Annotated in this window: 25 protein-coding genes; 15 read left to right on the plus strand and 10 right to left on the minus strand. The window is 67.6% G+C overall.

Features of this window, described 5'->3' with window-relative positions; all coding sequences use genetic code 11:
* Nucleotides 1-62 precede the first annotated feature (62 nt).
* On the plus strand, nt 63-620 hold the full coding sequence (locus L3V85_RS35440; protein ID WP_237677218.1) for an RNA polymerase sigma factor: 558 nt from the start codon (nt 63-65) through the stop codon (nt 618-620).
* 188 nt (nt 621-808) lie between these two features.
* Complete coding sequence (locus L3V85_RS35445) at nt 809-2050, plus strand: D-alanyl-D-alanine carboxypeptidase family protein (RefSeq protein WP_237677219.1); 1242 nt, start codon at nt 809-811, stop codon at nt 2048-2050.
* 110 nt (nt 2051-2160) lie between these two features.
* On the opposite strand, the gene L3V85_RS35450 is transcribed toward L3V85_RS35445, so the two are convergent.
* The 4 genes from L3V85_RS35450 to L3V85_RS35465 form a co-directional block, all read right to left on the minus strand.
* Nucleotides 2161-3387: a type II toxin-antitoxin system HipA family toxin gene (locus L3V85_RS35450; protein WP_237677220.1), complete on the minus strand. Its 1227-nt coding sequence runs from the start codon at nt 3385-3387 to the stop codon at nt 2161-2163.
* On the minus strand, nt 3384-3701 hold the full coding sequence (locus tag L3V85_RS35455; protein WP_237677221.1) for a helix-turn-helix domain-containing protein: 318 nt from the start codon (nt 3699-3701) through the stop codon (nt 3384-3386). The genes L3V85_RS35450 and L3V85_RS35455 overlap by 4 nt, the downstream gene beginning before the upstream one ends.
* Before the next feature lie 392 nt (nt 3702-4093).
* Nucleotides 4094-4750, minus strand: coding sequence for a dihydrofolate reductase family protein (locus L3V85_RS35460; protein WP_237677222.1), 657 nt, complete (start codon nt 4748-4750; stop codon nt 4094-4096).
* A gap of 122 nt (nt 4751-4872) precedes the next feature.
* Nucleotides 4873-5628 (minus strand): SDR family oxidoreductase, encoded by a 756-nt coding sequence (locus tag L3V85_RS35465; RefSeq protein ID WP_237677223.1) that lies wholly within the window; start codon nt 5626-5628, stop codon nt 4873-4875.
* 525 nt (nt 5629-6153) lie between these two features.
* On the opposite strand from L3V85_RS35465, the gene L3V85_RS35470 reads away from it, so the two are divergent.
* Nucleotides 6154-6441 (plus strand): HU family DNA-binding protein, encoded by a 288-nt coding sequence (locus tag L3V85_RS35470; protein ID WP_081269271.1) that lies wholly within the window; start codon nt 6154-6156, stop codon nt 6439-6441.
* A 150-nt stretch (nt 6442-6591) separates the two neighbouring features.
* On the plus strand, nt 6592-7131 hold the full coding sequence (locus L3V85_RS35475; RefSeq protein WP_237677224.1) for a C40 family peptidase: 540 nt from the start codon (nt 6592-6594) through the stop codon (nt 7129-7131).
* A 39-nt stretch (nt 7132-7170) separates the two neighbouring features.
* Here L3V85_RS35475 and L3V85_RS35480 read toward each other — a convergent pair whose 3' ends face one another.
* The gene (locus tag L3V85_RS35480; protein WP_237677225.1) at nt 7171-7530 is read right to left on the minus strand and encodes a hypothetical protein; all 360 of its coding nucleotides are present in this window, start codon (nt 7528-7530) and stop codon (nt 7171-7173) included.
* Between the two features lie 206 nt (nt 7531-7736).
* Entirely contained in the window at nt 7737-9026 is a 1290-nt protein-coding gene (locus L3V85_RS35485; RefSeq protein WP_237677226.1) for an FAD-dependent oxidoreductase, read from the minus strand.
* Between the two features lie 212 nt (nt 9027-9238).
* Here L3V85_RS35485 and L3V85_RS35490 point away from each other — a divergent pair, with 212 nt between their 5' ends.
* The 3 genes from L3V85_RS35490 to L3V85_RS35500 all read left to right on the plus strand — a co-directional run bounded on the left by L3V85_RS35490 (nt 9239) and on the right by L3V85_RS35500 (nt 12922).
* Nucleotides 9239-11305 carry a carbon starvation CstA family protein gene (locus L3V85_RS35490; protein WP_237677227.1) on the plus strand — a complete coding sequence of 689 codons (2067 nt, stop codon included), beginning with the start codon at nt 9239-9241 and terminating at the stop codon, nt 11303-11305.
* 4 nt (nt 11306-11309) lie between these two features.
* Nucleotides 11310-11516 (plus strand): YbdD/YjiX family protein, encoded by a 207-nt coding sequence (locus L3V85_RS35495; protein WP_237677228.1) that lies wholly within the window; start codon nt 11310-11312, stop codon nt 11514-11516.
* A gap of 128 nt (nt 11517-11644) precedes the next feature.
* Nucleotides 11645-12922, plus strand: coding sequence for a M20/M25/M40 family metallo-hydrolase (locus L3V85_RS35500; protein WP_237677229.1), 1278 nt, complete (start codon nt 11645-11647; stop codon nt 12920-12922).
* A 9-nt stretch (nt 12923-12931) separates the two neighbouring features.
* On the opposite strand, the gene L3V85_RS35505 is transcribed toward L3V85_RS35500, so the two are convergent.
* The gene (locus L3V85_RS35505) at nt 12932-13849 is read right to left on the minus strand and encodes a LysR substrate-binding domain-containing protein (RefSeq protein WP_237677230.1); all 918 of its coding nucleotides are present in this window, start codon (nt 13847-13849) and stop codon (nt 12932-12934) included.
* A 70-nt stretch (nt 13850-13919) separates the two neighbouring features.
* Here L3V85_RS35505 and L3V85_RS35510 point away from each other — a divergent pair, with 70 nt between their 5' ends.
* The 8 genes from L3V85_RS35510 (at nt 13920) to L3V85_RS35545 (ending at nt 22450) form a co-directional block, all read left to right on the plus strand.
* Nucleotides 13920-14972: a YeiH family protein gene (locus L3V85_RS35510; RefSeq protein WP_237677231.1), complete on the plus strand. Its 1053-nt coding sequence runs from the start codon at nt 13920-13922 to the stop codon at nt 14970-14972.
* Nucleotides 14973-15088: 116 nt separating this feature from the next.
* On the plus strand, nt 15089-15508 hold the full coding sequence (locus tag L3V85_RS35515; RefSeq protein ID WP_237677232.1) for a sel1 repeat family protein: 420 nt from the start codon (nt 15089-15091) through the stop codon (nt 15506-15508).
* 46 nt (nt 15509-15554) lie between these two features.
* Entirely contained in the window at nt 15555-16574 is a 1020-nt protein-coding gene (locus tag L3V85_RS35520; protein WP_237677233.1) for a LysR family transcriptional regulator, read from the plus strand.
* A gap of 124 nt (nt 16575-16698) precedes the next feature.
* The gene (locus L3V85_RS35525) at nt 16699-18288 is read left to right on the plus strand and encodes an AMP-binding protein (protein ID WP_237677234.1); all 1590 of its coding nucleotides are present in this window, start codon (nt 16699-16701) and stop codon (nt 18286-18288) included.
* A 15-nt stretch (nt 18289-18303) separates the two neighbouring features.
* On the plus strand, nt 18304-19539 hold the full coding sequence (locus tag L3V85_RS35530; RefSeq protein ID WP_237677235.1) for an acyl-CoA dehydrogenase family protein: 1236 nt from the start codon (nt 18304-18306) through the stop codon (nt 19537-19539).
* 39 nt (nt 19540-19578) lie between these two features.
* Nucleotides 19579-20577, plus strand: coding sequence for a tripartite tricarboxylate transporter substrate binding protein (locus L3V85_RS35535; protein WP_414080275.1), 999 nt, complete (start codon nt 19579-19581; stop codon nt 20575-20577).
* A gap of 100 nt (nt 20578-20677) precedes the next feature.
* Nucleotides 20678-21775, plus strand: coding sequence for an alpha/beta hydrolase (locus L3V85_RS35540; protein ID WP_237677236.1), 1098 nt, complete (start codon nt 20678-20680; stop codon nt 21773-21775).
* A gap of 90 nt (nt 21776-21865) precedes the next feature.
* On the plus strand, nt 21866-22450 hold the full coding sequence (locus L3V85_RS35545; RefSeq protein ID WP_237677237.1) for a lipocalin family protein: 585 nt from the start codon (nt 21866-21868) through the stop codon (nt 22448-22450).
* A gap of 21 nt (nt 22451-22471) precedes the next feature.
* Here L3V85_RS35545 and metC read toward each other — a convergent pair whose 3' ends face one another.
* From metC to L3V85_RS35560, 3 genes are all read right to left on the minus strand, one after another.
* A complete protein-coding gene (metC, locus tag L3V85_RS35550; RefSeq protein ID WP_237677238.1) occupies nt 22472-23686 on the minus strand; it encodes a cystathionine beta-lyase in 1215 nt (404 codons plus the stop codon).
* A gap of 44 nt (nt 23687-23730) precedes the next feature.
* Nucleotides 23731-24741 carry a Bug family tripartite tricarboxylate transporter substrate binding protein gene (locus L3V85_RS35555; RefSeq protein ID WP_237677239.1) on the minus strand — a complete coding sequence of 337 codons (1011 nt, stop codon included), beginning with the start codon at nt 24739-24741 and terminating at the stop codon, nt 23731-23733.
* A 62-nt stretch (nt 24742-24803) separates the two neighbouring features.
* Nucleotides 24804-26387 (minus strand): rhodanese-like domain-containing protein, encoded by a 1584-nt coding sequence (locus tag L3V85_RS35560; RefSeq protein WP_237677240.1) that lies wholly within the window; start codon nt 26385-26387, stop codon nt 24804-24806.
* Nucleotides 26388-26397 lie beyond the last annotated feature (10 nt).

Raw genomic sequence — 26397 nt, forward strand, 5'->3', positions numbered from 1 at the left:
CAGGACCGGCCGCCCCCCGCATGCGGCGGGGCGCCGGCTTTCCAATCGAACATGAAGCCATCATGGAACCCATCGAGGCCGCCATGGCCGACCGCAGCCGCGCCGCGCTGAGTGCATTCGTGACGAGTCACTACGTGCAACTGGTGCGCCGCCTGACGCGGCACCTTGGATGCCCGGACCTTGCGAGCGATGCCCTGCATGATGCGTGGCTGCGCCTTGCGGACATCGATTCCTTCCATCTCGTGGGCAACCCCGACGCCTACGTGTATCGCGCGGCCTGCAATGCCGCGCTGGACCGCCTGCGCAGCGCCCGGCTGCGCCAGCATGCGCACGAGGCCGATGCCGAACTGGCCCGCGTCGCGGACCATGCGCCGGGACCCCATCACATCGCGGAGGCGCGCTCCGATGTCATGGCCGTGGACCGCGCCATGCGGCACCTGCCGCACCGCCACCGGTCGATACTGGTCGGCTTGCGGGTGCACGAGATGAGCAGGCAGGAGGTCGCCATTCGCCAGGGGCTCTCGCTGCGGCGCGTGGACACGGTGCTCGACCAGGCGCTGGCGTACTGCGCGGGGCATCTGCGCGGCAGGCCCCATGCGGGCCCCTCCGCGCCCATCTGAAGCGGCTGTGGCCCGGAAATGGGCCCTTGCGTGGGTAACGACTGGAAACGTCGCCTCAGACGGCGCGCGGATGGGGTAGCGTCCGGGTTGTTCACTTGGATGGCGAACTCGCGCGGCGATTCTCGATCTGCCCAACACCCCCGAAGTCGCCTCATCCGCCAGAATCTCCGTTCAGCTCCCATATGCCCATGCAATTCAAGACTCCCTCCATCCTCCCGCTCGCCTTCGCAATCGCCACGGGCGCCCTGGTTTCTGGCACACCCGCTTTCGCGGCCTCCCATGCGGCCAAGCCTGCAGCCCACAAGAAGCCCGCCGCCGCCGCGCCTGCCCAGGCACCGGTGGCCGGCCAATCGGCCGTAGCCGGCGGACCGCCGGCGTTGCCGGCCAAGGCGTGGCTGCTGATGGACTTCGATTCTGGCGAGGTGCTGGCCTCGGCCAATCCCGACGAACCGCTGCCGCCGGCGTCGCTGACCAAGATGATGACCAGCTTCCTGGTCGAGCAGGCACTTCGCTCGGGCAAGCTCAAGAAGGACGATCTCGTCTCGGTCAGCCAGAACGCCTGGTGCCGCGGCTCGAGCACCGAGTCCTGCATGTACCTGCCGCTGAACAGCCAGGCCACCGTGATCGACATCCTGCGCGGCATCATCGTCCAGTCGGGCAATGACGCGTCCAAGGCGATCGCCGAGCACATGGCCGGCACCGAGGAGGGCTTTGCCAAACTCATGAATGCCGAAGCCCAGCGCCTGGGCATGACGCACACGCATTTCGTGAACTCCACGGGCCTGCCCGATCCCGATCACAAGTCGTCCGCGCGCGACCTCGCGATCCTGGCGCGCGCGATCATCCGCGACAGTTCGGAGTACTACCCGATCTACGCGGAGCGCGAGTTCAAGTACAACGGGATCAAGCAGGGAAATCGCAATGCGCTGCTCTACACCGACCCCACGGTCGACGGGCTGAAGACGGGACATACCCAGGAAGCGGGCTTCTGCCTCGTGACTTCCTCCAAGCGCAACGGCATGCGCCTGATCACCGTGATTCTCAACACCAACAGCGCGCAGGCGCGCGCCGACGAAACCCGCGCGCTCCTCGGGTGGGGGTACGGCAACTTCGAGAAGGCCACCCCCATTCAGTCCAACACCGTGGTCACGACGACCAACGTCCGCTTCGGCAAGGCCGATACCGTTGCCGCGGGCCTGGGAGCGCCCTGGACGGTGACGGTGCCGCGCGGCCAGAAAGTGAACACCTCCGTGCAGATCAATCCGAAGCTGGAGGCGCCGGTGGCCAAGGGCGCGGTGATCGGCAAGGTGGTCGCGGAGTCGAACGGCAAAGCGGTGGGAGAAGCACCGCTGGTTGCGCAGGCTGACGTGGAGCGCGCCGGCTTCATGCTGCGTACATGGCAGCGCGTGACCGGATTGTTCGGCAAGTAGCCCTCGGACAATGCGCGGCCATTGACGTGGCTGGCCGGAAAGTCGGCCAGCCCGGGTGGCCTCTGGTGGCCTCTGGTGGCATTTTCTCGCTTGCTGTGCGGGAGGCGAGGCTACTTCAAACGCTGAATGTTGGCCGCGACCTGGGCTGCCAAGTCTTTGACGGTGGCCGGCCTTACCTTTGCGGCCTTGAGTGTCGTGGCGAAGTCGCCGGCGACAGCCAGGTGCCTGTCCAGATGCGCCAACGCCTTCTGCGTGGAGATGTCCGCCCGAATGGCAAGCTCAAGCATGTTCTTGCGTGTCACTGCCTGCGCTTCGCCCATGACGTCCATCTGGTGGTATCCGCCCGGGCCCTGCGAATAGGTCAGGTCATACGAAGGCGACAGTTTCCAGTGGCGCTCACTGTCGAGCCTGAACGAAAAGTTCTTGGGATGGTCATCACGGTTATTGAAGACGACATTGAACACTGCACGCGCGAAACCCTTTTCCACTTCGCGCTCATCCCGCGTGAGATTGCGAGTGACCCGCAAGAAGGTCAGATAGTCCAGCGTCCCTGGCAGGCGGAAGTCTGCATTCATCGCGCCGGCCAAGGTATGGACCGGTACCCGCATTCCGTTGTCCACGTCGAAGCGGGCGATGCCGAATCCCCCGAGCCTGGGAGCAATATCAAAGTATTGCGTGGGAGGAACATCCAATCCGCAGTCTCGTGCCAGGGCTGCATAGCAGTTCTCAATGGCGCACACTTCCTTGTGCTCTCCTTGCGACTGGAACTTCACCAGCCAAGGGCGTCCATTCATGACACCCTGCGTCCCCATCTCCCCCGTAGCAGCGCAGTAGTCCACCAGGACCTTGGGTCTTGCCCCGTGCGGAGACCCTCCCATCAAGACCAGCTCGGCAAGCAGCTTGCTGTCCTTGCCACTCATGACCTGGTGTGCCTGCTGCGCAAGCTGAAGAATGTCTACGGTGCCAGTCGTGGCGGCCAGTGTCTGCGCTGGCTCGTACGTCAAGGCACCCATCGTGCGATGCCCCAGGAACGCCAATCGGTCGAGCGGAGATACCTTGGAGACCTCGACACCGTTCTTTCGGAAGTAGCGGTCCATCAGCAGCATCCCCCACCCGTCGGGAAGACTGTCCGCGATAAGGCCGGGCAAGCGATGCTGTTCCGGAGGAAACCTGGAGAAGGCCGCGGCTTGCAGCGGGAGCTTGATTGGAGAAAGCTCCAGTTTTTGTTCCAAAGCTTGCGGGCTGTACTCAAACAAGATTTCCCCGCTTCCGTGCGCCAAGCTTCCAAGAAGCCAACGCTCTCCCCAGCCTTCGTAGTAGACGTCGACACGTTTCATGGCTTGGCTTTCTTGGCGGGCTTGCGGATGCGCTGCGGCGCCGGCGCTGCCCGCGCTTCCAGCTGCGCAATACTCTGAACCCGAACGACAAAGAGTGGCTGCAGCTGGTCAACGAGGCCCAGCGCCGAAGCAACCCGAACAAGTGTTGCCATCGAGCCTTGCCCGTGGGATTCCAGCGCCAGCAACGTGTTGCGAGAAACGCCCGCACGGGATGCCAGTTCCGCTTGCTGAATGCCTTTGGCTAGCCGAGCCGCCTTAAGCCGTTCGCCGAGCTCAACGCATACTTCGGCAGGGGTTGCCAGGTTAAAGTCCAAAATTTTGCGCCTTATATTTATTTAATTGATATAGTGCCCATAATTTTACGCACTAAAGAAGAATTGGCGGCCTTGGCTCCCCGCGTTGCTTCATCTGTGTTGCCGTATCTGCTTCAGATGGCCGCTGACACTTCGCCATTCGCCTGAGGTTCTGCGCTGAGGCAGCCAGCAAGAACTCATCCTGCGCGCCACTGATCCCGCGCTGCCAAAGTCACAAATCAATCTCGCAGAATCGCGCAGGAGAAGCGGACGACGAAGGGCCAGGGCGTCATGACCTGTGGGAACGCATCCAGCGGAGGCCGCACCGAGTTGTTCAACACCATCGGCCAGGATTGGCCGTTCGGGGGACGACGTGGCGGGACCCTGTCGCTACCAGAGCGACTCTTCCCACGTCAAGGCGCGCCGCGGCGCAGGAACATGTGCGTGGCGCGCTCGCCTGCCACTTGCCGTTCGCAGCTGTAGCCCAGCGCCGGCAGATCCAGGCCTGCGAACAGCGCCTCGCCCTTGCCCAGCAGCACCGGCCTTACGGCCAGGTGCAGTTCGTCGATCAGCCCGGCCTTCAGATATTCGCGCACGGTGGCCACGCCGCCGCCCACGCGCACGTCACGCGTGCCCGCGGCGGCCCGCGCCTGCGCCAGTGCATCGTGGATGCCACCAGTGACGAAGTGGAAGGTGGTGCCGCCGTGCATCGCCAGGGGCGCGCGGGCATGGTGGGTCAGCACGAAGACCGGCACATGATACGGAGGCTCGTCGCCCCACCAGCCTTTCCAGCTCTCGTCGGGCCAGGGACCGCGCACCGGCCCGAACATGTTGCGCCCGATGATCCAGGCTCCCATCTCGGCGAAGCCTTGTTCGGCGATTTCATTGTCGATGCCGGTCTCGCCGTTGGCTTCGCCCGTCTTGTGCATCTGCTGCCAGACGCGCGTGGGAAAGAACCAGTCCATGAGCTCCGGACCGCGAACGCCCAGCGGTTGTTCCAGACTCTGGTCCGGACCTGCGGCAAAGCCGTCGAGCGAAACACCGAAGCTGCGCACCAGTACTCGGGTCATGGGGCCGTCTCCTGCGAAAAGGGATGCCGCAGTTTAGCGAGCGGGGCTCTCTTGGAGGCGCTTGGAGGCGGCAAGGCTGTTGGTAGAGTTCAGGAAAGAGAAGGCGGCAATCGGGACGAATTTCAGTCGGGATTCATCGCGGCAAACGTTGCCACGTAGCGACCATCCCGCTCGGCCCAGCGCCGTGCCCGGTCGCGTTCGACCAGCACCTCGCCGCGTTCATGCTCGCCTTTTTCAAGCAACTCCAGCACCTCGGCCACGTACTCCGCCACAGGCATCGCGCGCGGATCGGCCGCCTGCTGCGTGCCGGTGAGTTCCGTCTGCACATAGGGCGGCGCCAGCTCGAGCACCCGGACGGGAACCTTGCGCAACTGATGCCGCAGCGACTGCAGCCACGAGTGCAGGAAGGCCTTGCTCGCGCAATAGGTTGGAAAGTCGGCGCGGGGCACGAAGGCGAGGTTGGAGCTGGTCGCGATGATCGTTGCGTCGGGCCGGACCCTCAGCATCGGCAGGAACGCCGCCACGACCTGCAGCACGCCCATGATGTTGGTCTCGACCATCGCGCGCGCGGTCGAGACATCCCAGGCGTCGGAAGTCATGTCTTCCGTCCGCGATATGCCCGCGTTGGCGATCAGCATGTTGAGTTCCGGGTAGCGCGACCGAACCTCGCTCGCAAGGTTGGCCAGGGATGAGGGGGCGTCCAGGTCGAGCGGCAATCCGATGAGGCCCGGCCGGGCCTTCGCGATCTCGTCGAGCAGGGCCTTGCGCCGTCCGGTGACGATGACGCGGTTGCCCCGGTCGTGAAAGGCTTGCGCAAGCGCGCGGCCGATGCCGCTGCTGCCGCCGGTGATGAGGATGGTGTTGCCTGTCATTTTCATGATTCATTGCTCCTGCGGTCGAGGCTGTTCGCGGGCGGCCGCATGCCGCGCGCAATTTCGCAAAGGCGGAAATTCCCGGCCGGCGCATCGCGAGCTGCGAACGGCGGCGAACAAGTCCGGAAGAATGGGAGGAAAGCGGCGGGGTCGAGGCCCGCGCAAGCGCAGTGCCCGAGCGGGCGAATGAGTTCGGCGGTTGTGTGTGGCGTCATGCGGCAGCGTTCTTTGCATCGAGACACTCCCTGCTGGGATCCTCTCGACAAAGGACGCGTTGGATGACGGTAACGCCTACGGCAGCGCTGCTGGAGCGACTGCGGCGCGGATGTTATGCGGCACGACTTCGATCGTCAAGACGCCGCGCTTGGGCAATTTATTGACCGGCAGATGGCCCGCATCTGCCCAGATGTTTCACTCTTGCAACGCATGAGTGCCGCCACCCGCCGCCGGGGCGTTTAAAGTTCGGTCCCCGGTAGCGCTTTCTCGCTACCGTTTTTTCCAACCGCTTGATTGAAGAAAGAGCATCCCGTTTTGAACAAGACCGAACTCATCGCCGCCATCGCCACGGACACGAACCTCAGCAAGGCCGATGCCGGCCGCGCCCTCGACGCTGCGATCGAAAACCTGTCGCGCGCCCTGGCCGCTGGCGACACGGTGCAACTGATCGGCTTCGGCACCTTCGCCGTGGCAAGCCGCCCTGAGCGCACGGGCCGCAACCCGTCGACCGGCGAGCCGATGACCATCAAGGCCAGCAAGGCGCCCAAGTTCACCGCCGGCAAGGCGCTGAAGGACGCGGTCAACGCTGTCGCCGCCAAGTAAGCGGCACGCCTCGCGTCATTCTTTTTTGCATCTTCTCCCTCCGCGGTGTCGGCGCAGCAGCGCAGACCCCGGAGGGCGTGGCCTCTTCTTCAGGAAGCGGACGCGTGACGCGCTAGAGTCCGTGCACGTTCACAAGCTCAGCCATCCGACATGTCCGACGCACCTGTGTCAACGCCACGCTCCAGCATGCCCGCGCCACATCGGCTGCTTCAAATCCTCGTCATCGGTGCCTGCCTTTTGCTGGTGGGCTGCGCAAGCCCTCCGGGCCCGCGCCAGGGACGAGGCCCCGCACCTTCGATTCCCTCCAGCACGCCGCTCACGGACGAGCAGTCGAACAGCATCGCCATCCACGCGCTGGGGCTGGTCGGCACGCCGTACCGCTATGGCGGCAACACGCCGGACGGCGGCTTCGATTGCAGCGGGCTCATCGGCTACGTCTATCTCAACAGCGTCGGGCAATCGCCGCCGCGCACGGTCGCGCGCATGTCGGGCTTCGGGCAGCCGGTGGCCATGTCGGCGCTTCGCACGGGCGACCTGGTGCTGTTCGGTTCGTCCACGCCGACGCATGCCGGCATCTACGTGGGCGGTGGCCGCTTCGTGCACGCGCCGTCCACGGGCGGCGAGGTGCGGCTCGACCGGCTGGACGGCGTGTACTGGTCGCGCCAGCCGACGCAGGCACGGCGGCCCTGACCGGGCATCGAGCATGCCCCGGGCGCGTTGCCCGTCCCCTCAGTCTTCCGCGTCGCGCTCTTTTCTTCGGCGCCAGCCCGTTCGTTCGTCCATGCGTGCCCAGGCATTGAGCAATGCGGCCCGCGTGATGTCGCCGGCCATGCGGATGGCGATGGTGTCGTCGGCGTTCAGCGGGCGCCAGTCGCTCGGGTCTTCGGCCTGTGAAATGCTCATCCACCTGGCGCCGCAATGGCCGCACGATGCCACGAGGACGTTGCCCGTCTCGACGTGGCCGAGCATGGTCTGTTCGTCGAGCGCCGGTGCGCCGCAGCACGACCAGTAGAGCGTCATGTCGGGCCGTGCCTGTGCCTGCCGGGCCCAGGCCGCCGCGCGATACCAGAGCGTTGCGTTCAGTGCCATGTCATGCGCCATCACGCGGCATGCGCAGCCTGCGCGGTTTGTCGAGGCGGTAAAGCCTCACCAGCGTCTCTGCCGAGACGACCCACAAAGCCGCGGGGGCGGCCAACCAAACGATGTCCATTGCTCACTCTTGTGCTGGAGTGAATGGAGTATCGAAAGACGCGCATAAAAACGGCATCGAATGCCGATGGCCGCGCGTAAAAAATTCATAAAGATCGGCGCGGCGACGCCACGTGTTCCGGCCGCACGCCCAGTCCCACGGCCCGCGCCGGCAGCCTGCGCAGCACGGGCCAGCGCGACAGCATTCGAAGCGGCCACGGCACATGACCCGCCACCGCCGTCACCTTGCCGCCGAGCACCGGCATCAGCACGCGGTCCTGCACCATGCGCTGCGCCGCCTGCGTCACGCGCACCGGCCATTCCCTTCGCCGCTGCAGTTGCGGCAACATGTCGTCGATCTGCTTGTCGGTGGCCGTGCCGGCCAGCATCGGGGCCAGCAGGTTGGCCGCGGCCACCGCGTCCTGCACGGCCAGGTTGATGCCGACGCCGCCCACCGGCGACATGGCGTGCGCCGCGTCGCCGATGCACAGCATGCCCTTGCACGACCACGACTCGAGCCTGTCGACCGTCACCTCGAGCAGCTGCACCGCATTCCAGTCGGGCAGCGCCTTGGGCAGCCGGTCGGCGAAGAAGGGCGCGATCTTGGCGATCTCGGCGTGGAAGGCGTCGATGCCCCGCGCCTGCAATGCGGCGTGCCCGCCCTTGGGAATCACGAATGCGCACTGCCAGTAGTCGCCGCGGTTCAGCGTCACGAGGAAGTGTCCGCCGGCGATGTGCCCGGCCGTCGCCTCCGGGTCGCCGCTTTCCTTGGGAATGCGCATCCACAGCACGTCGATCGGCGCGCCGTAGCTGATGTGCGGCAGCGCGGCGGCGTCGCGCAGCGTGGAATGGCGGCCGTCGCACGCGACCACCAGCGAGGCATGCAGTTCCACGTCCTGCGGCTGCCCGGCCCGGCGCCCGCGCCGCACCTTCACGCCGTTGACGCGCCCTTTGTCCTGCAGCAGGCCGATGGCTTCGGCGTCGGTCCACAGCTCGAAGCCCGGATAGCGCCGCGCCTCGTCGCTCATGAAGTCCAGGAACTCCCACTGCGGCATCAGCACCAGGAACTTGCTGTGCGAGGGCAGGTGGGTGAAGTCGGCCACGGGAAAGCTCTGGCCCTCGAAGGTGGCGCGCAGTTGCTCGATGCGATCATGCGGGCGCTGCAGGAACGCATCGAGCAGGCCCAGTTCGTGCAATATCTCGAGGGTCGACGGATGCACGGTGTCCCCGCGAAAGTCGCGCAGGAAGTCCAGGTGCTTCTCCAGCACCACGACCGGCACGCCGGCCCGGGCGAGCAGCAGGCCGAGCACCATGCCGGCGGGGCCGCCGCCCGCGATGCAGCAGCGCACCTGCGTCTGGCTTGCCTGGCGTGGAGGAAGGGAAGCGGTGTCGGTCAATCGGCTGGCTCGCTTGTTGAAGACAGACCCCTATTGTTCCGGCTTGGTCCGGTTCGTGCGTGTAGGTCCGCAGGCATTGAACGGCAGACCTCCGCCACGGGTATCCGGGTTTTCCATTACGCAAAGCCACGCGCCCGGCCCACGCGGTCCGACGGATGCGCCGCGGCGCTCGCACGGGAAAACTCCCCGGGTTCAATCTTGGAGACATTCCCATGCAAAGCATCCGACGCCACCTGGTGTGGCTGGTCGTGGCCGTGGTCGGCGCATTCGCGCTCGGCACCGTGGCCCTGACCCGAGGTGAAAGCGTCAACGCCCTCTGGGTGGTGGCCGCCGCGATCTGCACCTACCTGATCGCCTACCGCTACTACAGCCTCTTCATCGCCGACAAGGTGCTGGGCCTGGACGGCAACCGCAAGACGCCCGCGCACCGCCACAACGACGGCCTGGACTACGTGCCGACCGACAAGAACGTGCTGTTCGGCCACCACTTCGCGGCCATTGCCGGCGCAGGCCCGCTGGTGGGCCCGGTGCTTGCCGCGCAGATGGGCTACCTGCCCGGCCTGCTGTGGGTGCTGGCGGGCGTGGTGTTCGCCGGCGCGGTGCAGGACTTCATCATTCTCTTCATCTCCACGCGGCGCGACGGCCGCTCGCTGGGCGACCTCGTCAAGCAGGAGATGGGCGTGGTGCCCGGCATGATCGCGCTGTTCGGCACCTTCATGATCATGATCATCATCCTGGCGGTGCTGGCGCTCATCGTGGTGAAGGCACTGGCCGAATCGCCGTGGGGCACCTTCACGGTGGCGGCCACGGTGCCGGTGGCGCTCTTCATGGGCGTGTATCTGCGCTACATCCGCCCGGGGCGCATCGGCGAGGTGTCGCTGATCGGCTTCGTGCTGCTGATGCTGGCCATCTTCGGCGGCCAAGCCGTGAGCCAGAGCCCCGAATGGGCGCCGCTCTTCACCTTCGACGGCAAGGCGCTGACCTGGATGCTGGTGGGCTACGGCTTCGTCGCCGCGAGCCTGCCGGTGTGGCTGCTGCTGGCGCCGCGCGACTACCTGTCGACCTTCCTGAAGATCGGCACCATCATCGCGCTGGCCATCGGCATCGTGTTCGTGATGCCCACGCTGCAGATGCCGGCGGTCACGCAGTTCGCTCAGGGCAACGGCCCGGTGTGGTCGGGCAGCCTGTTCCCGTTCCTGTTCATCACCATCGCCTGCGGCGCCGTCTCGGGCTTTCACGCGCTCATCTCGTCGGGCACCACGCCCAAGATGCTCGACAACGAGCGCCATGCGCGCTTCATCGGCTACGGCGGCATGCTGGCCGAGTCCTTCGTGGCGGTGATGGCGCTGGTGGCTGCCTCGTGCATCGAGCCGGGCATCTACTTCGCGATGAACAGCCCGGCCGCGCTGGTGGGCAGCACCGCGCAGCAGGCGGCGCAGACCATCTCGAGCTGGGGCTTCGTGATCACGCCCGAGATGCTGATGCAGACCGCCAAGGACGTGGGCGAGACCACCATTCTTGGCCGCACCGGCGGCGCGCCGACGCTGGCGGTGGGCATGGCCCACATCCTGCACCAGGTGATCGGCGGGCAGGCCATGATGGCCTTCTGGTATCACTTCGCGATCCTGTTCGAGGCGCTGTTCATCCTCACGGCGGTAGACGCCGGCACGCGCGCCGGCCGCTTCATGCTGCAGGACCTGCTGGGCAGCTTCGTGCCCGCGCTCAAGCGCACCGATTCGCTGCCGGCCAATCTCGTGGCCACGGCATTGTGCGTGGCGGCCTGGGGCTACTTCCTGTACCAGGGCGTGGTCGATCCGCTGGGCGGCATCAACACGCTGTGGCCGCTGTTCGGCATTTCCAACCAGATGCTGGCCGCCGTGGCGCTGATGCTGGGCGTGGTGGTGCTGTTTCGCATGAAGCGCGAACGCTACGCCTGGGTGGCCGCCGCGCCGGCCGCGTGGCTGTTGGCCTGCACGCTCACCGCGGGCTGGCAGAAGATCTTCTCGGCCGACCCGAAGATCGGTTTCCTGTCGCACGCGGCCAAGTACACCGAGGGCATTGCCAACGGCGTGCTGGTGGCACCGGCCAAGACGCCCGAGGCCATGTCGCGCATCGTGTTCAACGACCGGCTGGATGCGGCACTGTGCGCGCTCTTCATCTTCGTGGTGCTGAGCGTGCTGGTCTACAGCATCAAGGCCTGCCTGGCGGCGCGCGCGGCCAACCGGCCGACCACGCAAGAGACGCCGTTCGAGCCGCTGGCCGCATCGGCCGCGCGCTGAAGCCATGGGCCTCGCATTGCCGGAAGCCGGGCGCTACTTTGCGCGCTCGCTCAAGCAGTCGCTGCGGCTCATGGTCGGCATGCCCGACTACGACGCCTACCTGACCCACATGGCGGCCACGCACCCGGACCAGCCGCCCATGAGCTACGAGACCTTCTTTCGCGAACGGCTGGAGGCGCGCTACGGCGCCGGCAAGGGCCGTTGCTGCTAAGCCACCGGCCCGGCTGTCCGTTCTCCCTGTTCGCTTGACCCGCGCGGAATGCGGGTGATAGCCTGCCCTCGCCTCGCGAGGAGCAGGCTTTTCTTCGTCGAACATCAGCGAACAACAGAACGGAACTCATGATTTCTTCCAAGCGCTCGTCCTCCAAGTTCACCAGGAACCCGGCGCCGCTGCGTGCCCTCTGCCACGGCGTGGTGCTCGCATGCGCGCTGCTGGCCGGCGGCAATGCCCTGGCCCAGAAGCCGCACCAGGGCGCACTCGACGCGGCCACGCAGTACAAGGACGAGGCGCTCAAGATGCTCGAGCGCATGGTCAACATCGACTCGGGCTCGGCCAACACCGAAGGGCTCGACAAGGTGCGCGAGATGGCGGTCGGCGAACTGCGCAAGCTCGGCGCGCGCATCGAGACCTTTCCCGCCGACCCGCACCCCGGCACCAACGTGGTGGCCACGTTCACCGGCCAGGGCAAGAAGAAGATCCTGATCCTCGCCCACATGGACACCGTGTTCAAGGACGGCACGGCCGCCGCCAAGCCCTTCTACATCCAGGACGGCCGCGCCTACGGCCCCGGCGTGATGGACGACAAGGGCGGCGTGGTCGCCGGTCTCTATGCGCTGAAGATCCTGCAGCAGATCGGTTTCAAGGACTATGGGCAGATCACCTTCCTGCTCGACACCAACGAGGAAACGGGCTCCGTCGGCACCAGCGCGCTGATCGAGCGCATCGCCAAGGAGCACGACGTGGCGCTGAACCTGGAGCCGGGCCGCCCGGCCGACGGCCTCGTGGTCGAGCGCAAGGGCTCTGCCACCGCGCTGGTCGAGGTCAAGGGCGTGGCCGCGCACGCCGGCGTGGCGCCCGAGGCCGGCCGCAATGCCGCGATGGAAGTCGCGCACCAGGTGCTGCAGCTGTCGAAGACGGCCGACCCGGTGAAGAAGACCACGGTCAACTTCACCGTGCTCACGGCCAACGGACCGACCAACGTGATCCCCGCCACCGCGAGCGCCAAGGGCGACGTGCGCGCAGCCACGCCGGAAGAGTTCGACCGTGTCGAGAAAGACCTTGTGCGCATCGCGCAGAACAAGCTGATTCCCGAGACCGAGGTGCGCGTGCGCCTCGTGCGCGGCCTGCCGCCGATGCCGCGCCTGCCCGCATCCGAGAAGCTGGTGAAGATGGCTGAGGGCATCTACGCCGAGATCGGCAAGAAGCTCACCATCGAGAGCAGCGGCGGTGCGGCCGACGCCAGCCTGGTGGCGGGCGTCGGCGTGCCGGTGCTCGACGGCTTCGGCATCGTGGGCGGGGGCATCCACACGCCGGAGGAGTACGCCGAGGTCGAGAGCGTGGTGCCGCGCCTCTACCTGCTGTCGCGCATGCTGATGGACCTGAGCGCGAACAACTGATCTGCTTCGCTAGCCGCGGGGCGCGCGTGCCGGTGACGGCGCCTTGCGCTCCAGCAGCTGCGTCATCTTGAGGGCCGCCGGCGCCAGCGGCCTGCTCTTCAAGGCCAGCCGGTAGAGCGGACGCGACAGCACGGATGCGCCCGCCAGCTTCAGCTCGCGCAGCGTGCCCAGCGCCAGCATGTCGGCCACCACCACGCGCGGCAGCATCGAGATGCCGACGCCGCTGGCCACGGTGCGCGCGATGGCCTCGTTGCTCGCCATCTCCATCCAGGGCAGGGCGGCGATGCCGTTGGCCGCGCACAGCGCCTCGGTCGCCTGCCGCGTGCCCGAGCCCGGTTCGCGCAGGATCCAGTTCTGCCGTCCCAGCGCCTCGGCCGTCACCGCGCGGCGCGGCAGTTCGGAGCCCGTGGCCACCACGACGGTCAGCGGATCGGCCTTCCATTCGCTGACCTCGATGCGCTCCTCGTCCACGCGGCCTTCCACCAGCGCCATGTCGATGCGGCATTCGAGCAGCTGCTCGCACACCCATTGCGTGTTGCCCACCGTCACGCGCGGCACCACCGCCGGGTAGGCCGCGCAGAAGGCCGCCACGTAAGGCGGCAGCCAGTAGCTCGCGACCGTGGTGCTGGCGCCGATGGTCAGACTGCCGCGCTGCACGCCGACACGCGCGCGCACGTCGTCGAGCGCGGCGCGTTCCATCGCGAAGATGCCGCGCGCATGCGTGAGCAGCGATGCACCCGCCTCGGTCAGCCGAAAGCCCTTGCCCGTGCCGCGTTCGATCAGCGTCAGGTCGAGCTGGTGTTCCAGCTCCCGGATGCCCTTGGACACCGCCGGCTGGCTGATCCACAGACCCTCGGCCGCGCGGGAAAAGCTGCCCGACTCCGCCACGGCGACGAAGAGGCGCAGCAGGTGCAAATTCATTGCCATAACCAAAATTCATGCATTGGTGAAGTTTATGTCTTTGACTCATGTGGCGCCAGTTTCTAACCTCGGGGCCATGTACTCCCTCGTTGCTTCGTTGCCCGGCTTCTCCTTCGTTCGCACGCGCGGCCCCGGCCTGTTGCTGGCCGCCTTGCTGGCTGCCGCGGCGGCGCTGATGTCGCAGTGGGGCTTGATGGTGCAGCTGGGCCTGAGTGCGCTCACGCTGGCCATCGCGCTGGGCATGCTCGCGGGGAACACGGTGTTTCCTTCGGTGGCCGACTCGGCCGGGGCGGGTGTGGACTTCGCGCGCAGCACGCTGCTGCGCGCGGGCATCGTGCTCTACGGTTTTCGCATTTCGCTGCACGACATCGGCGCGGTCGGCTGGCCGGGCCTGCTGATCGGCGCGGCGATGGTGGCGCTGACCTTCAGCGTCGCCGTGTACGTCGGCACGCGCTGGCTGGGGCTCGACCGGCAGACCGCCGCGCTCATCGGCGCGGGCAGCGCCATCTGCGGCGCCGCCGCCGTCATGGCGACGCAGCCTGTGGTGCGCGGCGAAGAGCACAAGGTGTCAATCGCTGTGGCCACGGTGGTGGTGTTCGGCACGCTGTCGATGGTGCTGTACCCGCTGGTCTTTCCATACCTGGGGCTGTCGGAGCACGCCTTCGGCCTGTTCGCGGGCTCGACCATTCACGAGGTGGCGCAGGTCGTTGCCGTGGGCGACGCCATCGGGCCGGCCGCGGCCAACGCCGCCGTGGTCGAGAAGATGCTGCGTGTGATGATGCTGGCCCCCTTCCTCATGGTGCTGTCGTTCCAGGCCGCTGCCGCGGCAAAGGGCGCGACCAGCTTCAAGGCCTGCTGCCGGCAGGTGCGCGTGCCATGGTTCGCGGTGCTGTTCATCGTGATGAGCGCAGTGCATTCGCTCGACCTGCTGCCGCAATCGCTGGTGGCAGGGCTGGTTCAGCTCGACACGCTGCTGCTCGCCACCGCGATGGCCGCGATGGGCCTGCGCACCAGCGCGGCCAGCCTGCGCCGCGCCGGCGTGCAACCGCTGAAGCTGGGCGCGCTGCTGTTCGTGTTCCTGATCGTCGGCGGCTACTTCGTGAACGCAGCGGTGCTCGCGATCTTCTGAAGCCGCCAGGCAGAAGAAGGCTCAGGCGAAGGCTGAGGCCGCCTGAGCCAATTCCAGCTTTTCCCATCGGCGCCGCGGAGAGACGATGCATGCCATCTCATTCGCGGAGCTTGCCGATGTCATCCGAACTCAACCAGATCGCCAGCTGGTCCCTGCGCTGGCGCATTGCCCTGTCGGGCACGCTGTGCGTCGTGGCCGCGCTGTGCGCCGCGCAGCCGAACGACGCGAGCGCGCAGCTGCACGCGGAGCAGCGCTTCCAGCTGGCCCTCGAAGCCCAGTCGGATCGCGACTACGGCACCATGGTCGACATGCTGCGGCAGGCGGCGAACGAAGGCCATGCACAGGCGCAGGAGATGCTGGGCATGGTGCTGCTGACCGGCCCGACGCTCTATGGCTCCGGCGTGAAGGCCGACCGCTGCGAGGCGCGCACCTGGATGCACCGCGCGGCGGCGCAGGGCAGCGAGAGCGCGCGGGCGCAGCTCGTCTTCCTGAACCGGCTGCGCAGCTCGCCTGAAGGGCGCAGCGTCTGCGGCTGAAGACCGCGCCTGCGGCGGCTGGCCTTCGGGTCAGAATCGGAAGCCCATGGAACTCCGATCCCTCCGCTACTTCATCGCCGTGCTCGAAGCAGGCAGCCTGTCGCGCGCCGCCGTGGCCCTCTATGTCGCGCAGCCGGCGCTGACGGCCCAGATCAAGAAGCTGGAGGTCGAGCTCGGCACGCAGCTCTTCGAGCGCTCGCATGCGGGTGTCACGCCCACGGCTGCCGGCCTGCAGCTTTACCAGGATGCGCGCAAGCTGCTGTCCGATGCCGCCGCAATGCGCGATCGCCTGCAGCGCCCGCCCGAGGGACCGGAGGGCTCGGTGACGGTCGCGGTGCCGTTCCTGCTGTCTTCGCTGCTGCTCGGCCCCGTGTTGGCCCGGCTCAAACGCACGCATCCGCGCATCCGCGTGTTCGTCATCGACGACCTGAGCCTGATGGTGCGCAAGGCCATGGTCGACCGTCGCGCGGACATCGGCTTGCTGGTCGATACTGAATATCTCAACGGACTGGACGTGAAGCCCTTCGTGCGCGAGCCGATGTTCATCTGCGGCTACGACGCGAGCGGAGAGGTTGCTTCGATGACGCTGCCTTCGCCTGGCGGGAAGAGACAAGGGCGTGGCAAGCCTGCGGCGGTGCAGCGCCCCGTGCTGCCGTTCGCGCGAGCCGCCGGCCTGCCGCTCGTGCTGCAGTCGCGACGCTTCAGCATTCGCGCGAGCGTGGAGGCGGCGGCGAACGACCTAGGCCTCGAACTCAACATCGCGCACGAGCATGATTCGGCCCGCGTCATCCGCTCGCTGTACCTCGCCGGCGCCGGATTCACCTTCTCGCCGGCCTGCGCGATGGCCGATGCACCGCCCGCCGGCAACGGCTGGCTCGCAGCCCGGGTGGTGCAGCCGGATCTGGCGCGAACCTACTTTCTCGCGACGCCCTCGGCCCGCGAGCCTGACCCCGCGACGCGTGCCGTGATGGAGGTGCTGGTCGATGAGACCCGGGCGCTGATCGACGCCGGCCGCTGGGAGGCCGAGTTTCTGTACGGCAAGCGCGGCAAGGCGACCGGGCCATAGCGCCGGGCGCAAGTCGCCGGGCAGGCCATCATCTTTTTTGATGGCCGCGCATCATCAATCGGTATTTGTTGTTCGGCGCCGTCTGCTGCGAAAGTCGTCCGCACCGCGTGCTCGTGGCACGCGCATGAAGGAGACAACTTTGCTGCCCCCAGCCACCCATGAGATCGCCAATGTCGGCGCGCTCGTATCCCGTGCCGCGCGCATCCACGCCAGGCGCCTTGCCGTCACGAGCGCTGCGCGCGCCGTCACCTACCAACAACTGGAGCAGCGCTCCAACCGGCTGGCCAATGCGCTGTGCGGCCTCGGCCTGCAGCGCGGCGAGCGCGTGGGCGTGTATTTGCCCAACTGCATCGAGATCGTCGAACTGGAGCTGGCCTGCTACAAGGCCGCGCTGGTGAAAGCGCCGATGAATTCCCGGCTTGCGCCCGTCGAGGTGGCCGAGGTCATCGCCAACAGCGAGGCCGCGCTGGTCGTGACGACCGCCGAGCGGGCCGAGAGCTTCCTGCCGCACCTGAAGGGGGCTGCGCCGCGCCTGCTGCTGCTCGACGCCGCCCAAGACACGCCCGCATCCTACGAGGGCCAGATGGCCCGGGCCAGCGACAGCTTCACCGCGGCGCGGGTGCATGCGGACGAACTCGCGGTGCTGCACTACACCTCGGGCTCCAGCGGCGTGCTCAAGGCCGCCATGCAGACTTTCGGCAATCGGCTCGCGCAACTGCGCAAGTTCCTGATGCGCGCCGACAACCCGCGTCCCGGCGACCTGCTGGGCCTGGTCGGGCCGATCACGCATGCGTCGGGCATGCAGCTGGTGCCGGCCCTGTGCAGCGGCGCGACCATCCGCCTGTTCGCCGGCTTCGAGCCCGCGCGCTTCATCGCCGAGATGAAGCGCGAGCGCGTCACCCACACCTTCATGGTGCCCACCATGATCAACATGCTGCTGGCCGAAGTACAGGGCCAGTACCGCCCGCTGCCCGACCTGCACCGGCTGGGCTACGGCGCCGCGCCCATGGCGCCGGCCCGCATCATGCAGGCGATGGACGTGTTCGGGCCGGTGCTCTCCCAGGGCTACGGCGCGGGTGAGACCACATCCGGCGTGTGCGGCCTGAGCGTGGACGACCACCTGTTCGCGCGGGCCGCGATGCCCGGACGCCTGGCCTCGTGCGGCCGCCCCTTCCTGGAGTCGCAGGTCGACATCTGCGACGACGACGGGCAACCCGTGGCGGCCGGCGAGATCGGCGAGATCGTGGTGGGCGGGGCCGATGTGTTCGCGGGCTACTGGCGTGCCCCCCAACTCACGGCCGAAGTGCTGAAGAACGGCCGCTATCACACCGGCGACCTCGCGCGTGCAGACGACGAGGGCTACATCTACATCGTCGATCGCAAGAAGGACATGGTGATCAGCGGCGGCTTCAACGTCTATCCCTCGGAGGTCGAGGCCGTGCTCTACCAGCATGCGGCGGTCGATGAGGCCTGCGTGTTCAGCGTGCCCGACGACAAATGGGGCGAGGCCGTGGCGGCGCACATCGTGCGCAAGCCCGGTGCCGTGCTCGATGCCGCCGCGCTCGACGCCTTCTGTGCCGAACGGCTCGCGGGATTCAAACGGCCCAGGCGCATCGAGTTCGTCGAGGCGCTGGAGAAGAACGCCAACGGAAAGATCGCGCGCAAGGCCATCCAGACCCCGTACTGGGCCGGGCACGACCGCCGCGTGAACTGAGGAGCAGTGAGCACCATGAACAACGCAATCACGACACCCGAACCCGTCCTCGGGGCCGATGTGCGCGCGCCGCTTTTCGACGGCCCCTTCGAAGGTTCGCCGCGCGCGGCCGAACTGATCGCCCGCATCGGCGACTTCCTGAACGGCGAGCTTGCCGCGCTGGTACGCGAGAAGGGCATCGACCATGAGCACAGTCCCGACAAGGCGACGCTGCAGCGCGTATGGCGCCGATCCCACGAACTCGGCTTCTACGGCATGACGCTGCCCACGCAGATGGGTGGGCTCGGGCTCTCGCTGCTGGATCACGTGCTCATCAAGGAGTCGATCTACTCGAGCGGTTCGCCGCTCGCGCCCCATGTGTTCGGCGAACTCAGCGGGCCGCCGCGCGTGGGTGCGCTCGCGCGCTTTGCATCGCCCATGCAGCTGGCGAAGTTCATTCTGCCCGTGGCACAGGCAGAGAAGGCCATCTGCTTTGCGCTGACCGAAGCCGAGGCCGGCTCCGACGCCGGTGCCATTCAGACGCAGGCGCGGCGCGAAGGCGACACCTTCGTGCTCAACGGCCGCAAGCGCTTCATCTCGGGGTCGCCCTTCGCGGACTATGCCGTGCTCATGGCCTCCACGTCCGACAGCCCGGAGCGCCGCGAGGTCTCGGCCTTTTTCGTCGACCTGGGGCAGCCCGGCGTGGAGGTGCAGTCCGGCTACAAGACCATGGCCGGCCAGTCGACCACCGGCGACATCGTGCTGGCCGATTGCCGTGTGCCGGCCGCGCACCTCATCGGGGAAACCGGCCGGGGGCTTGCCTTGGCGCTGGGCCGAATTGCCGTCAACCGGCTGCTGCATTGCCCCGGCATGGTGGGGCTGGCCACCGTGGCCCTGAAGGACGCGCGCGACTATGCCCGATCGCGTCGCCAGTTCGGCCGCCCGATCGCCGAGTTCCAGGCCATCCAGCATTCGTTGGCCGACATGGCGACGCAACTGGCCGCGGCGCGCGCGCTGATGATCTCGACCGCACGCCAGCTCGATGCGGGCGGCGACGCGCGCGCCGACGCATCGATGGCCAAGCTGTTCTGCTCCGAGTCCGCGTTCCGCATCGCCGATGCGGCGGTTCAGATCCACGGTGGCGAAGGCATCGTGCAGGGGCGCCGCGTGGAGTTCCTGTTCCGCATGCTACGCATGTACCGCGTGCTCACCGGCACCAGCGAGATCCAGAAGAACATCATCGCGCGCGAGCTGATCGGCGAGGCGAAGTAGCTGCCCATCGCAAGAAGAAATACCAGGAGACAAAAGACCGTGCACACCCACCTCACGCGCCGCGCGCTGTGCCGCGCACTCGCGGCCTCGCCATTCATTTCCATGCCGCCGCTGGCTGCCACGGCCGCACGTGCGGCCGAACACTGGCCGGCCCGGCCCATCAAGTGGGTGGTGCCCTACCTGGCCGGCACCGGCCCGGACATCGGCGCGCGCATCCTCGCGGAGGCGGCCGGGCCGTTGCTGGGCCAGCCGATCATCATCGAGAACAAGGGTGGCGCCGCCGGCAACATCGGCGCACGGCAGGTGGCGCGTGCCGCGCCCGATGGCTACACCTGGATCTATTCGGCCGCGCCCATGGCGGCGAACGTGCAGATGTACCAGAACCCGGGCTACGACGTGATGAAGGACTTTCGCCATGTCATGCGCATCACCACCTCCGACGTGCTGCTGGTCGTCGGCGAGTCATCGGGCATCGGGTCGGTGCAGGAGCTGATCGCCAGGGCCCGCGCCAATCCCGGCAAGCTCGACTACGCATCGGGCGGGGTGGGAACGCCCTCGCACCTGGGCGTGGAGCTGTTCCTCAATGCGGCGGGCATCACCGCGACGCATGTGCCGTACAAGGGTGCCTCCGAGCTGGTGAACGCGGTGCTGGGCAACCAGGTGAGCTTCGGCATGCCGATCTTCGCGGTGGCCTATCCGCACGTCAAAGGCGGCAAGCTCAAGGCGCTGGGCGTGGCGGGCGCGAAGCGCAACCCCGCATTGCCCGACGTGCGCACTTTGGCGGAGCAGGGCCTGCAGGGCGTCGAACTCACGTCCTGGGGCGGCCTGTCGCTGCCGGCCGGCACCCCCGACGCGATCGCGAACCGCATCTACGAAGTCTTCAGCGGCCTGCTCAAAGACCCGAAGGTGATCGCCGCGTTGACGGAACTGGGGAGTCAGGTCATGCCGTCGACGCCCGAGGGATACCTGCAAGTGATCAAGAGCGAGATCGATCTGACAGGGCGGATGATGAAGAGCGCGAAGATTTCGCCGCTGTAGCACTGTTGTCTTCTGTGCGTACGCACAGGCGGGTTTCAACGGAGGTTCGTGGCCGGGGGGCGGTGAGAGCATCGCGCGACAACACAGGAGACAAGAACCAATGAACGCCAGCATCCCCCGTGTCGCAGCGCTGCTCGCGGCCCTCGTGCTCGCCGCGTGCGCGCAAACCCCGCAGACCTATGCCGAGAAGGCCGCGGCGCAGGCCGCCGCGAATGCGCAGCCCGGTGCGCGGCGCTCGCCGGCGCAGGTCAGTCCTGCCCCGACCAATGAGGTCAGCCCGCAGATGCAGGCGCTGATCGCGGGGCCGTACCCGTCGCATTTCAACGCGGCGCCGCAGAACGCGGCCGAGTGGAAAGATCTGATCAACCGGCGCGCCGCCCCGGTGATCGCCGCGATCCCCGCGCTGAAGGAAAAGCTCGGCGTGTCCGTGCAGGCCGTGAAGATCGCGGGCGTGAACGCCTTCATCGTCACGCCCAACAAGATCGCGCCGGGCAACGAGAAGCGGCTGCTGATGCATGTGCACGGCGGCGGCTATGTGTTCGGCCCCGGCGAGTCGGCGCTGCCCGAGGCCATGCTGCTGGCCGGATTCGGCGGCTACAAGGTGGTGTCGGTCGACTACCGCATGCCGCCCGACTATCCCTACCCCGCGGCCATGGACGATGCCATGGCTGTGTGGAAGGAGCTGCTCAAGACCAACAAGCCGCAGAATATGGCCGTGTTTGGCACTTCCACCGGCGGCGCGATGACGCTTGCGCTGGTGCTGCGCGCCAAGGCCGAGCGCGTGCCGCTGCCCGGCGCCATCGCACCGGGCACGCCCTGGTCCGACATCGCGAAGATCGGCGACAGCTACCAGACCAACGAATGGATCGACAACATCCTCGTGACCTGGGACGGCTGGCTTGGCCGCGCCGCGCTGCTCTATGCGAACGGCCGCGACCTGAAAGATCCGCAGCTGTCGCCCATCTACGGCGACTTCAAGGGCTTTCCGCCCGCGATCCTGACCACCGGCACGCGTGACCTGTTCCTGTCGAACACGGTGCGCACGCATCGCAAGCTGCGGCGCGCCGGTGTGGAGGCCGAGCTCAACGTGTACGAAGGGCAGTCGCATGCGCAGTACGGCATCGACCCGAATGCGCCGGAAACGCGCGAGGCGTTCGGCGACATCGCGCGCTTCTTCGACAGGCACCTGGGGCGGTAGACACACGCAAGGCATCGTCCGACGCCGGACGCGTCGGCACGCCTGTAGGCTGCGCGCTTCAACTCCCCAACTCTCCCTGTGGAGGCCCCGATGAAGCGACCCCTGCGAACCCTGTTGACCAGCCCGCCCTTTCTCATCGCGGCAGGCGCGGCGGTGGCATTGCTCATCGCCGGCTGCGCTGTCTCGCCACCCACGATTCCGCCGGTCAAGCAGGTCGACCTGCAGCGCTTCATGGGCGACTGGTACGTGATCGGCAACATCCCGACGCGGCCGGAGCGCAATGCCTTCAATGCGGTGGAGTCGTACACGCTGCAGCCGGACGGGCGCATCGAGACGCGCTTTCGCTACCGCGAAGGCGCGTTCGAGGGCCCGCTCAAGACGATGAATCCGGTCGGCAGCGTGGTGCCGGACACCGGCAACGCGGTGTGGGGCATGCAGTTCATCTGGCCGGTGAAGGCCGAGTATGTGATCGTCGATCTCGACAGGGACTACCAGCTCACGATCATCGGCCGGAGCGATCGCGACTACGCCTGGATCATGGCACGCACGCCGAGCATTCCCGAGCCGGTGTATGAGGCGGCGGTGTCGCGGCTGAAGACGCTGGGTTACTCGACGGACAAGCTGCGCCGGGTGCCGCAGCGCTGGCCCGAAGAAGCCGCTGCGGGTGAGAAGTAGTCGGGGAGCAGGCGATCGCGATCAGCCGGAGGCTTTCGCATTCAGTGCCGCGAAACCGCGCGCCAGGTCGGCCGTCAGGTCACCGGGCGCCTCCAGCCCGATGTGCAGCCGCACGACCGCACCGCGACCGCTCCAGTCGGTCACGCTGCGCGCGGCGCGCATGTTGGTCCAGGCCACGAGGCTTTCGTAGCCGCCCCATGACGAGCCGCGTCCGAAGAGCGTGAGCGCGTCGACGAAACGCTCGACCGCCGCATTGTCGATGCCGGGTTGCAGTTCGATCGACAGCAGCCCGTTGGTGCCCTTGCAGTCGCGCTTCCAGATGTCGTGGCCCGGATGCTGCGGCAGCGCGGGGCAGAACACCGTCGCGACCTCGGGCCTTGCCTCGAGCCAGTGCGCCACCTCGAGCGCGTGGCGCTCGTGCACCTGCAGCCGCGCCGACAGGGTGCGCATGCCGCGCAGCACCAGCCATGCGTCGTCGGGGCTCACGGTCATGCCGAAGGCGTCGCAGCGTTCGTTGAGCGGGCGCCATGCAGCCTCGGTGGTCGCGACGGTGCCCATCATCACGTCGGAGTGGCCGCCGAGGTACTTGGTCGCGGCCATCGTCGAGATGTCGGCGCCCAGCGCGAGCGGCCGGTATTGCAGGCCCGACCCCCAGGTGTTGTCGGCCGCCAGCAGCGCGCCGCGCGCATGCGCCAGCGCCGCGAGCCGGGGCAGGTCGCACATCTCGTAGACCAGCGAGCCGGGGCATTCCGCATACACAAGACGGGTATTGGCTTCGAACAGGTCTTCGACGCCGCTGCCGTCCGCCGCGAAGAAGCTGCTGCGGATGCCGTAGGGCTCGAGGAACGAGGTCACGAGGTTGCGCGTGGGTTCGTACACGCTGTCCGACATCAGCACGTGGTCGCCCGGCTTCAGGTACGACAGCAGCACCATGCCGATGGCGGCAAGGCCCGTGGGAAAGAGCCGCGTGCGGTAGGCGCCTTCGAGTTCGCTCACCGCGTCTTCGAGTGCGAAGGTGGTGGGCGTGCCGCGCGCGCCGTAGCTGAAGATGCGTTCCCCGTCGCGCCGCGCGCGGGCGTCTCGCATCGCGCCCACGCTGTCGAAAAGCACCGTGCTGGCGCGCACCAGCGGCGTGTTGACGGGGGCGCCGCCGGCATACGAGGGCGTCTTGCCGGTGCGCGTGAGCCGGGTGTCGAGGGACTGGCCTGCGGGGTCGTCGTTGTGCGAAGCGGACATGGTTCGATGAAGGGCGAAAGTGGGTGGCAGGCCGCTATGTTGCGTCAATCCGCCTTGGCACCGGAAAGCTTGACGATGCGCGACCAGCGGTCGATGTCCTGGCGCAGTTGCGCCGCGAAGGCCTCGGGCGTGCTGGCCACCACCTCGCTGCCGCCGTCGGTGACGAGCTTGGCCACCTCGGGCATGTGCAGTGTGCGCACGATGGCTTCGTTCAGGTAGGCCACGCGTTCGGGCGGCGTGCCGGCCGGGGCGAAGAAGCCGTACCAGTCTTCGAAGCGTGCGCCGGCGTAGCCCAGTTCTTCCAGCGTCGGCGCCTTGGTGAACACGCCGATGCGGCGCGGGCTGGTGACGGCCAGCACGCGCAGCTTGCCGTTCTGCACCAGCCCCGCGACCGACGAGGTGGAGGTGACCAGGATGTCGACCTGTCCGCCGAGCAAGTCGGTCAGGGCCGGGCCGGCGCCCTTGTAGGGCACGTGGGTCATGGCGATGCCGTTGTCCTTCGACAGCACCACGCCGACGAGGTGCGACAGCGTGCCGTTGCCGGGCGTGGCATAGGTCACCTTGCCGGGGCTGGCCTTGGCCTTGGCGGCGAGGTCGGCAAAGCTCTTGAGCGGCGAGTTGGCGTCGACCACCAGCGCGAGCGGCGCGGCGTTGATCTGCGTGATGGGAATGAAGTTCTTGACAGGGTCGAAGCCGGGCGACGCGTAGAGCGAGGGGTTCACCGCCATGATCGACACCTGCGAGGTGAGCAGGGTGTAGCCGTCGGGCTTGGCGTCGGCCACGGCCTTGGCGCCGATGTTGCCGCCCGCGCCGCCGCGGTTGTCGACCACCGCGGCCTGGCCCATGAATTCCGGCAGGCGCGCGGTCACCAGGCGTGCCGTCGCGTCGTTGCCGCCGCCCGGCGGGAAGGGCGAGACGAAGCGGACCGTCTGCGACGGAAACCCGTTACGCGGCGCCAGCGGTTCGGCTGTGGCGGGCTGCAGGGCGAGCGCCGAGAGCCATGCAACGGCGACGGCAAGACGGGCGATGTGCGGAATGCGGCTGGCGAACGACATGACGGAACTCCTGAAATAGGAACTGACGAGGACGAACTGGAAGCGGGACCGGTGAGGGCGGATCAGGCGTGCGATGCGGCGGCTGGCGGCAGCCGGAAGGCGGCGCGCTCCTGCGCGTCGAGCTGCGCGACGAGGCCGGTCTCCCATGCGAGGTAGCGGCGCGCGGCTTCCTTGTTGCCGTCGTGGCGGTCGTGCACGAAGAACAGGTAGTCGATGCAGTCCGCGTCGGCGGGCAGCGCAGGCGTGGCCTCGACCGGCAGGCCGGCGGCGCGCCACGCGGCCATGCCGCCTTCGAGCACCAGCGGCGCGGACGAGCGGCCCGCAAGTTCGGACACGGCGGCCCAGGCGGCGAGTGCGGCGTCGTCGGCCACCAGCACGAGCTGGCGATGTTCGTGCTGAAGATCCCCAGTCAGGCGCGGGCGGATCGACCAGCGCGCCTGCGGAATGTGGCCGGCGCGGAACTGCATGCTGCCGCGCAGGTCGACCAGCGCGATGTCGTCTTTCTCGAGCCGCGCGGCGAGTGTTTGCGCATCGATGGTGGCCAGCGAAGGGACCGCCGGCACGGCGGCAGGGGCCAGGGACAGCCCGCTCGCCAGCCCGCCTTCGAGCACGCTCGCGTCATGCCCCATCTGGCGCAGCCAGCTCGCGACGGTCGGCGCACGCACGCCGTCGTTGTCGAACAGCACGAGCCGTGCATTGCGCACGCCGAAATACTGGTCGCCGGCCTGCATCAGCTGGCCGCCGGGCGTGTGCTGCGCGCCGGGGAGACTTCCGGCCGCGAATTCCTCGGGCGTGCGCACGTCGCACAGGAACAGGCTGCGCTGCGCGTCGTCGGCCCACTGGCGCACGGTCTGCGCATTCACGGTGGGCACGTCGAAGCGGGCAGCCAGTGCCTTGGCGGCGGGGCGCAGATCGGTGTTGCCGCTGTCGTCGGCGTAGCGGCGCGTGCCGCCGTGCTCCAGCGCATGGTCGCCGAGATACCAGCCCTGCGTGCCGTTCTCCAGCGCATAGACAGGATTGGGCAGGCCCAGGTTGATGAGCGTCTGCGCGCCGATGATGCTGCGGGTGCGGCCCGCGCAGTTGATGACGATGGGCGTGGTGGTGTCGGGCACCAGCTGGCGCACGCGGTAGGCCAGCTCACCGTTGGGGCAGCAGGTGGCGCCGGGGATGTTCATCTTGTGGAACTCGCTGACGGGGCGGCCGTCGAGCACCACCACCTTGTCCTTGCGCGCCAGCATCTCGGCCAGCTGGTCGGCGCTGACGCGGGGCGTGTGATAGGCCTCCTCGGCCAGTTCGCCGAAGGTCTTGGAGGGCAGGTTGACGCCCGCAAACAGCACATGGCCCGCGGCCTTCCAGGCGCGGGCGCCGCCTTGCAGCACATGCACGTCGGTGTAGCCCAGCGCGGCCAGTTGACGGGCGGCGCGCTCGGCCACGTCGGTGTCGCCTTCGTCGTAGACCACCACGCGGACGTCCCGGCGCGGCACCAGGCGCGGTGCGTCGACTTCGAGCCGGCTGAAGGGCAGGGGAATGCCGTAGAACAGGTGCGCTTCGCCGTACTGGCCGTGCTCGCGCACATCGAGCAGCGCGATCTCGCGGCTGTCGTGCAGCCAGGTCTTGAGGGTCTTCGGGTCGATGAAGGAGGTCATGGGGGCAAGT

It is taken from the genome of Variovorax paradoxus (assembly GCF_022009635.1).
GTDB lineage: Bacteria > Pseudomonadota > Gammaproteobacteria > Burkholderiales > Burkholderiaceae_C > Variovorax.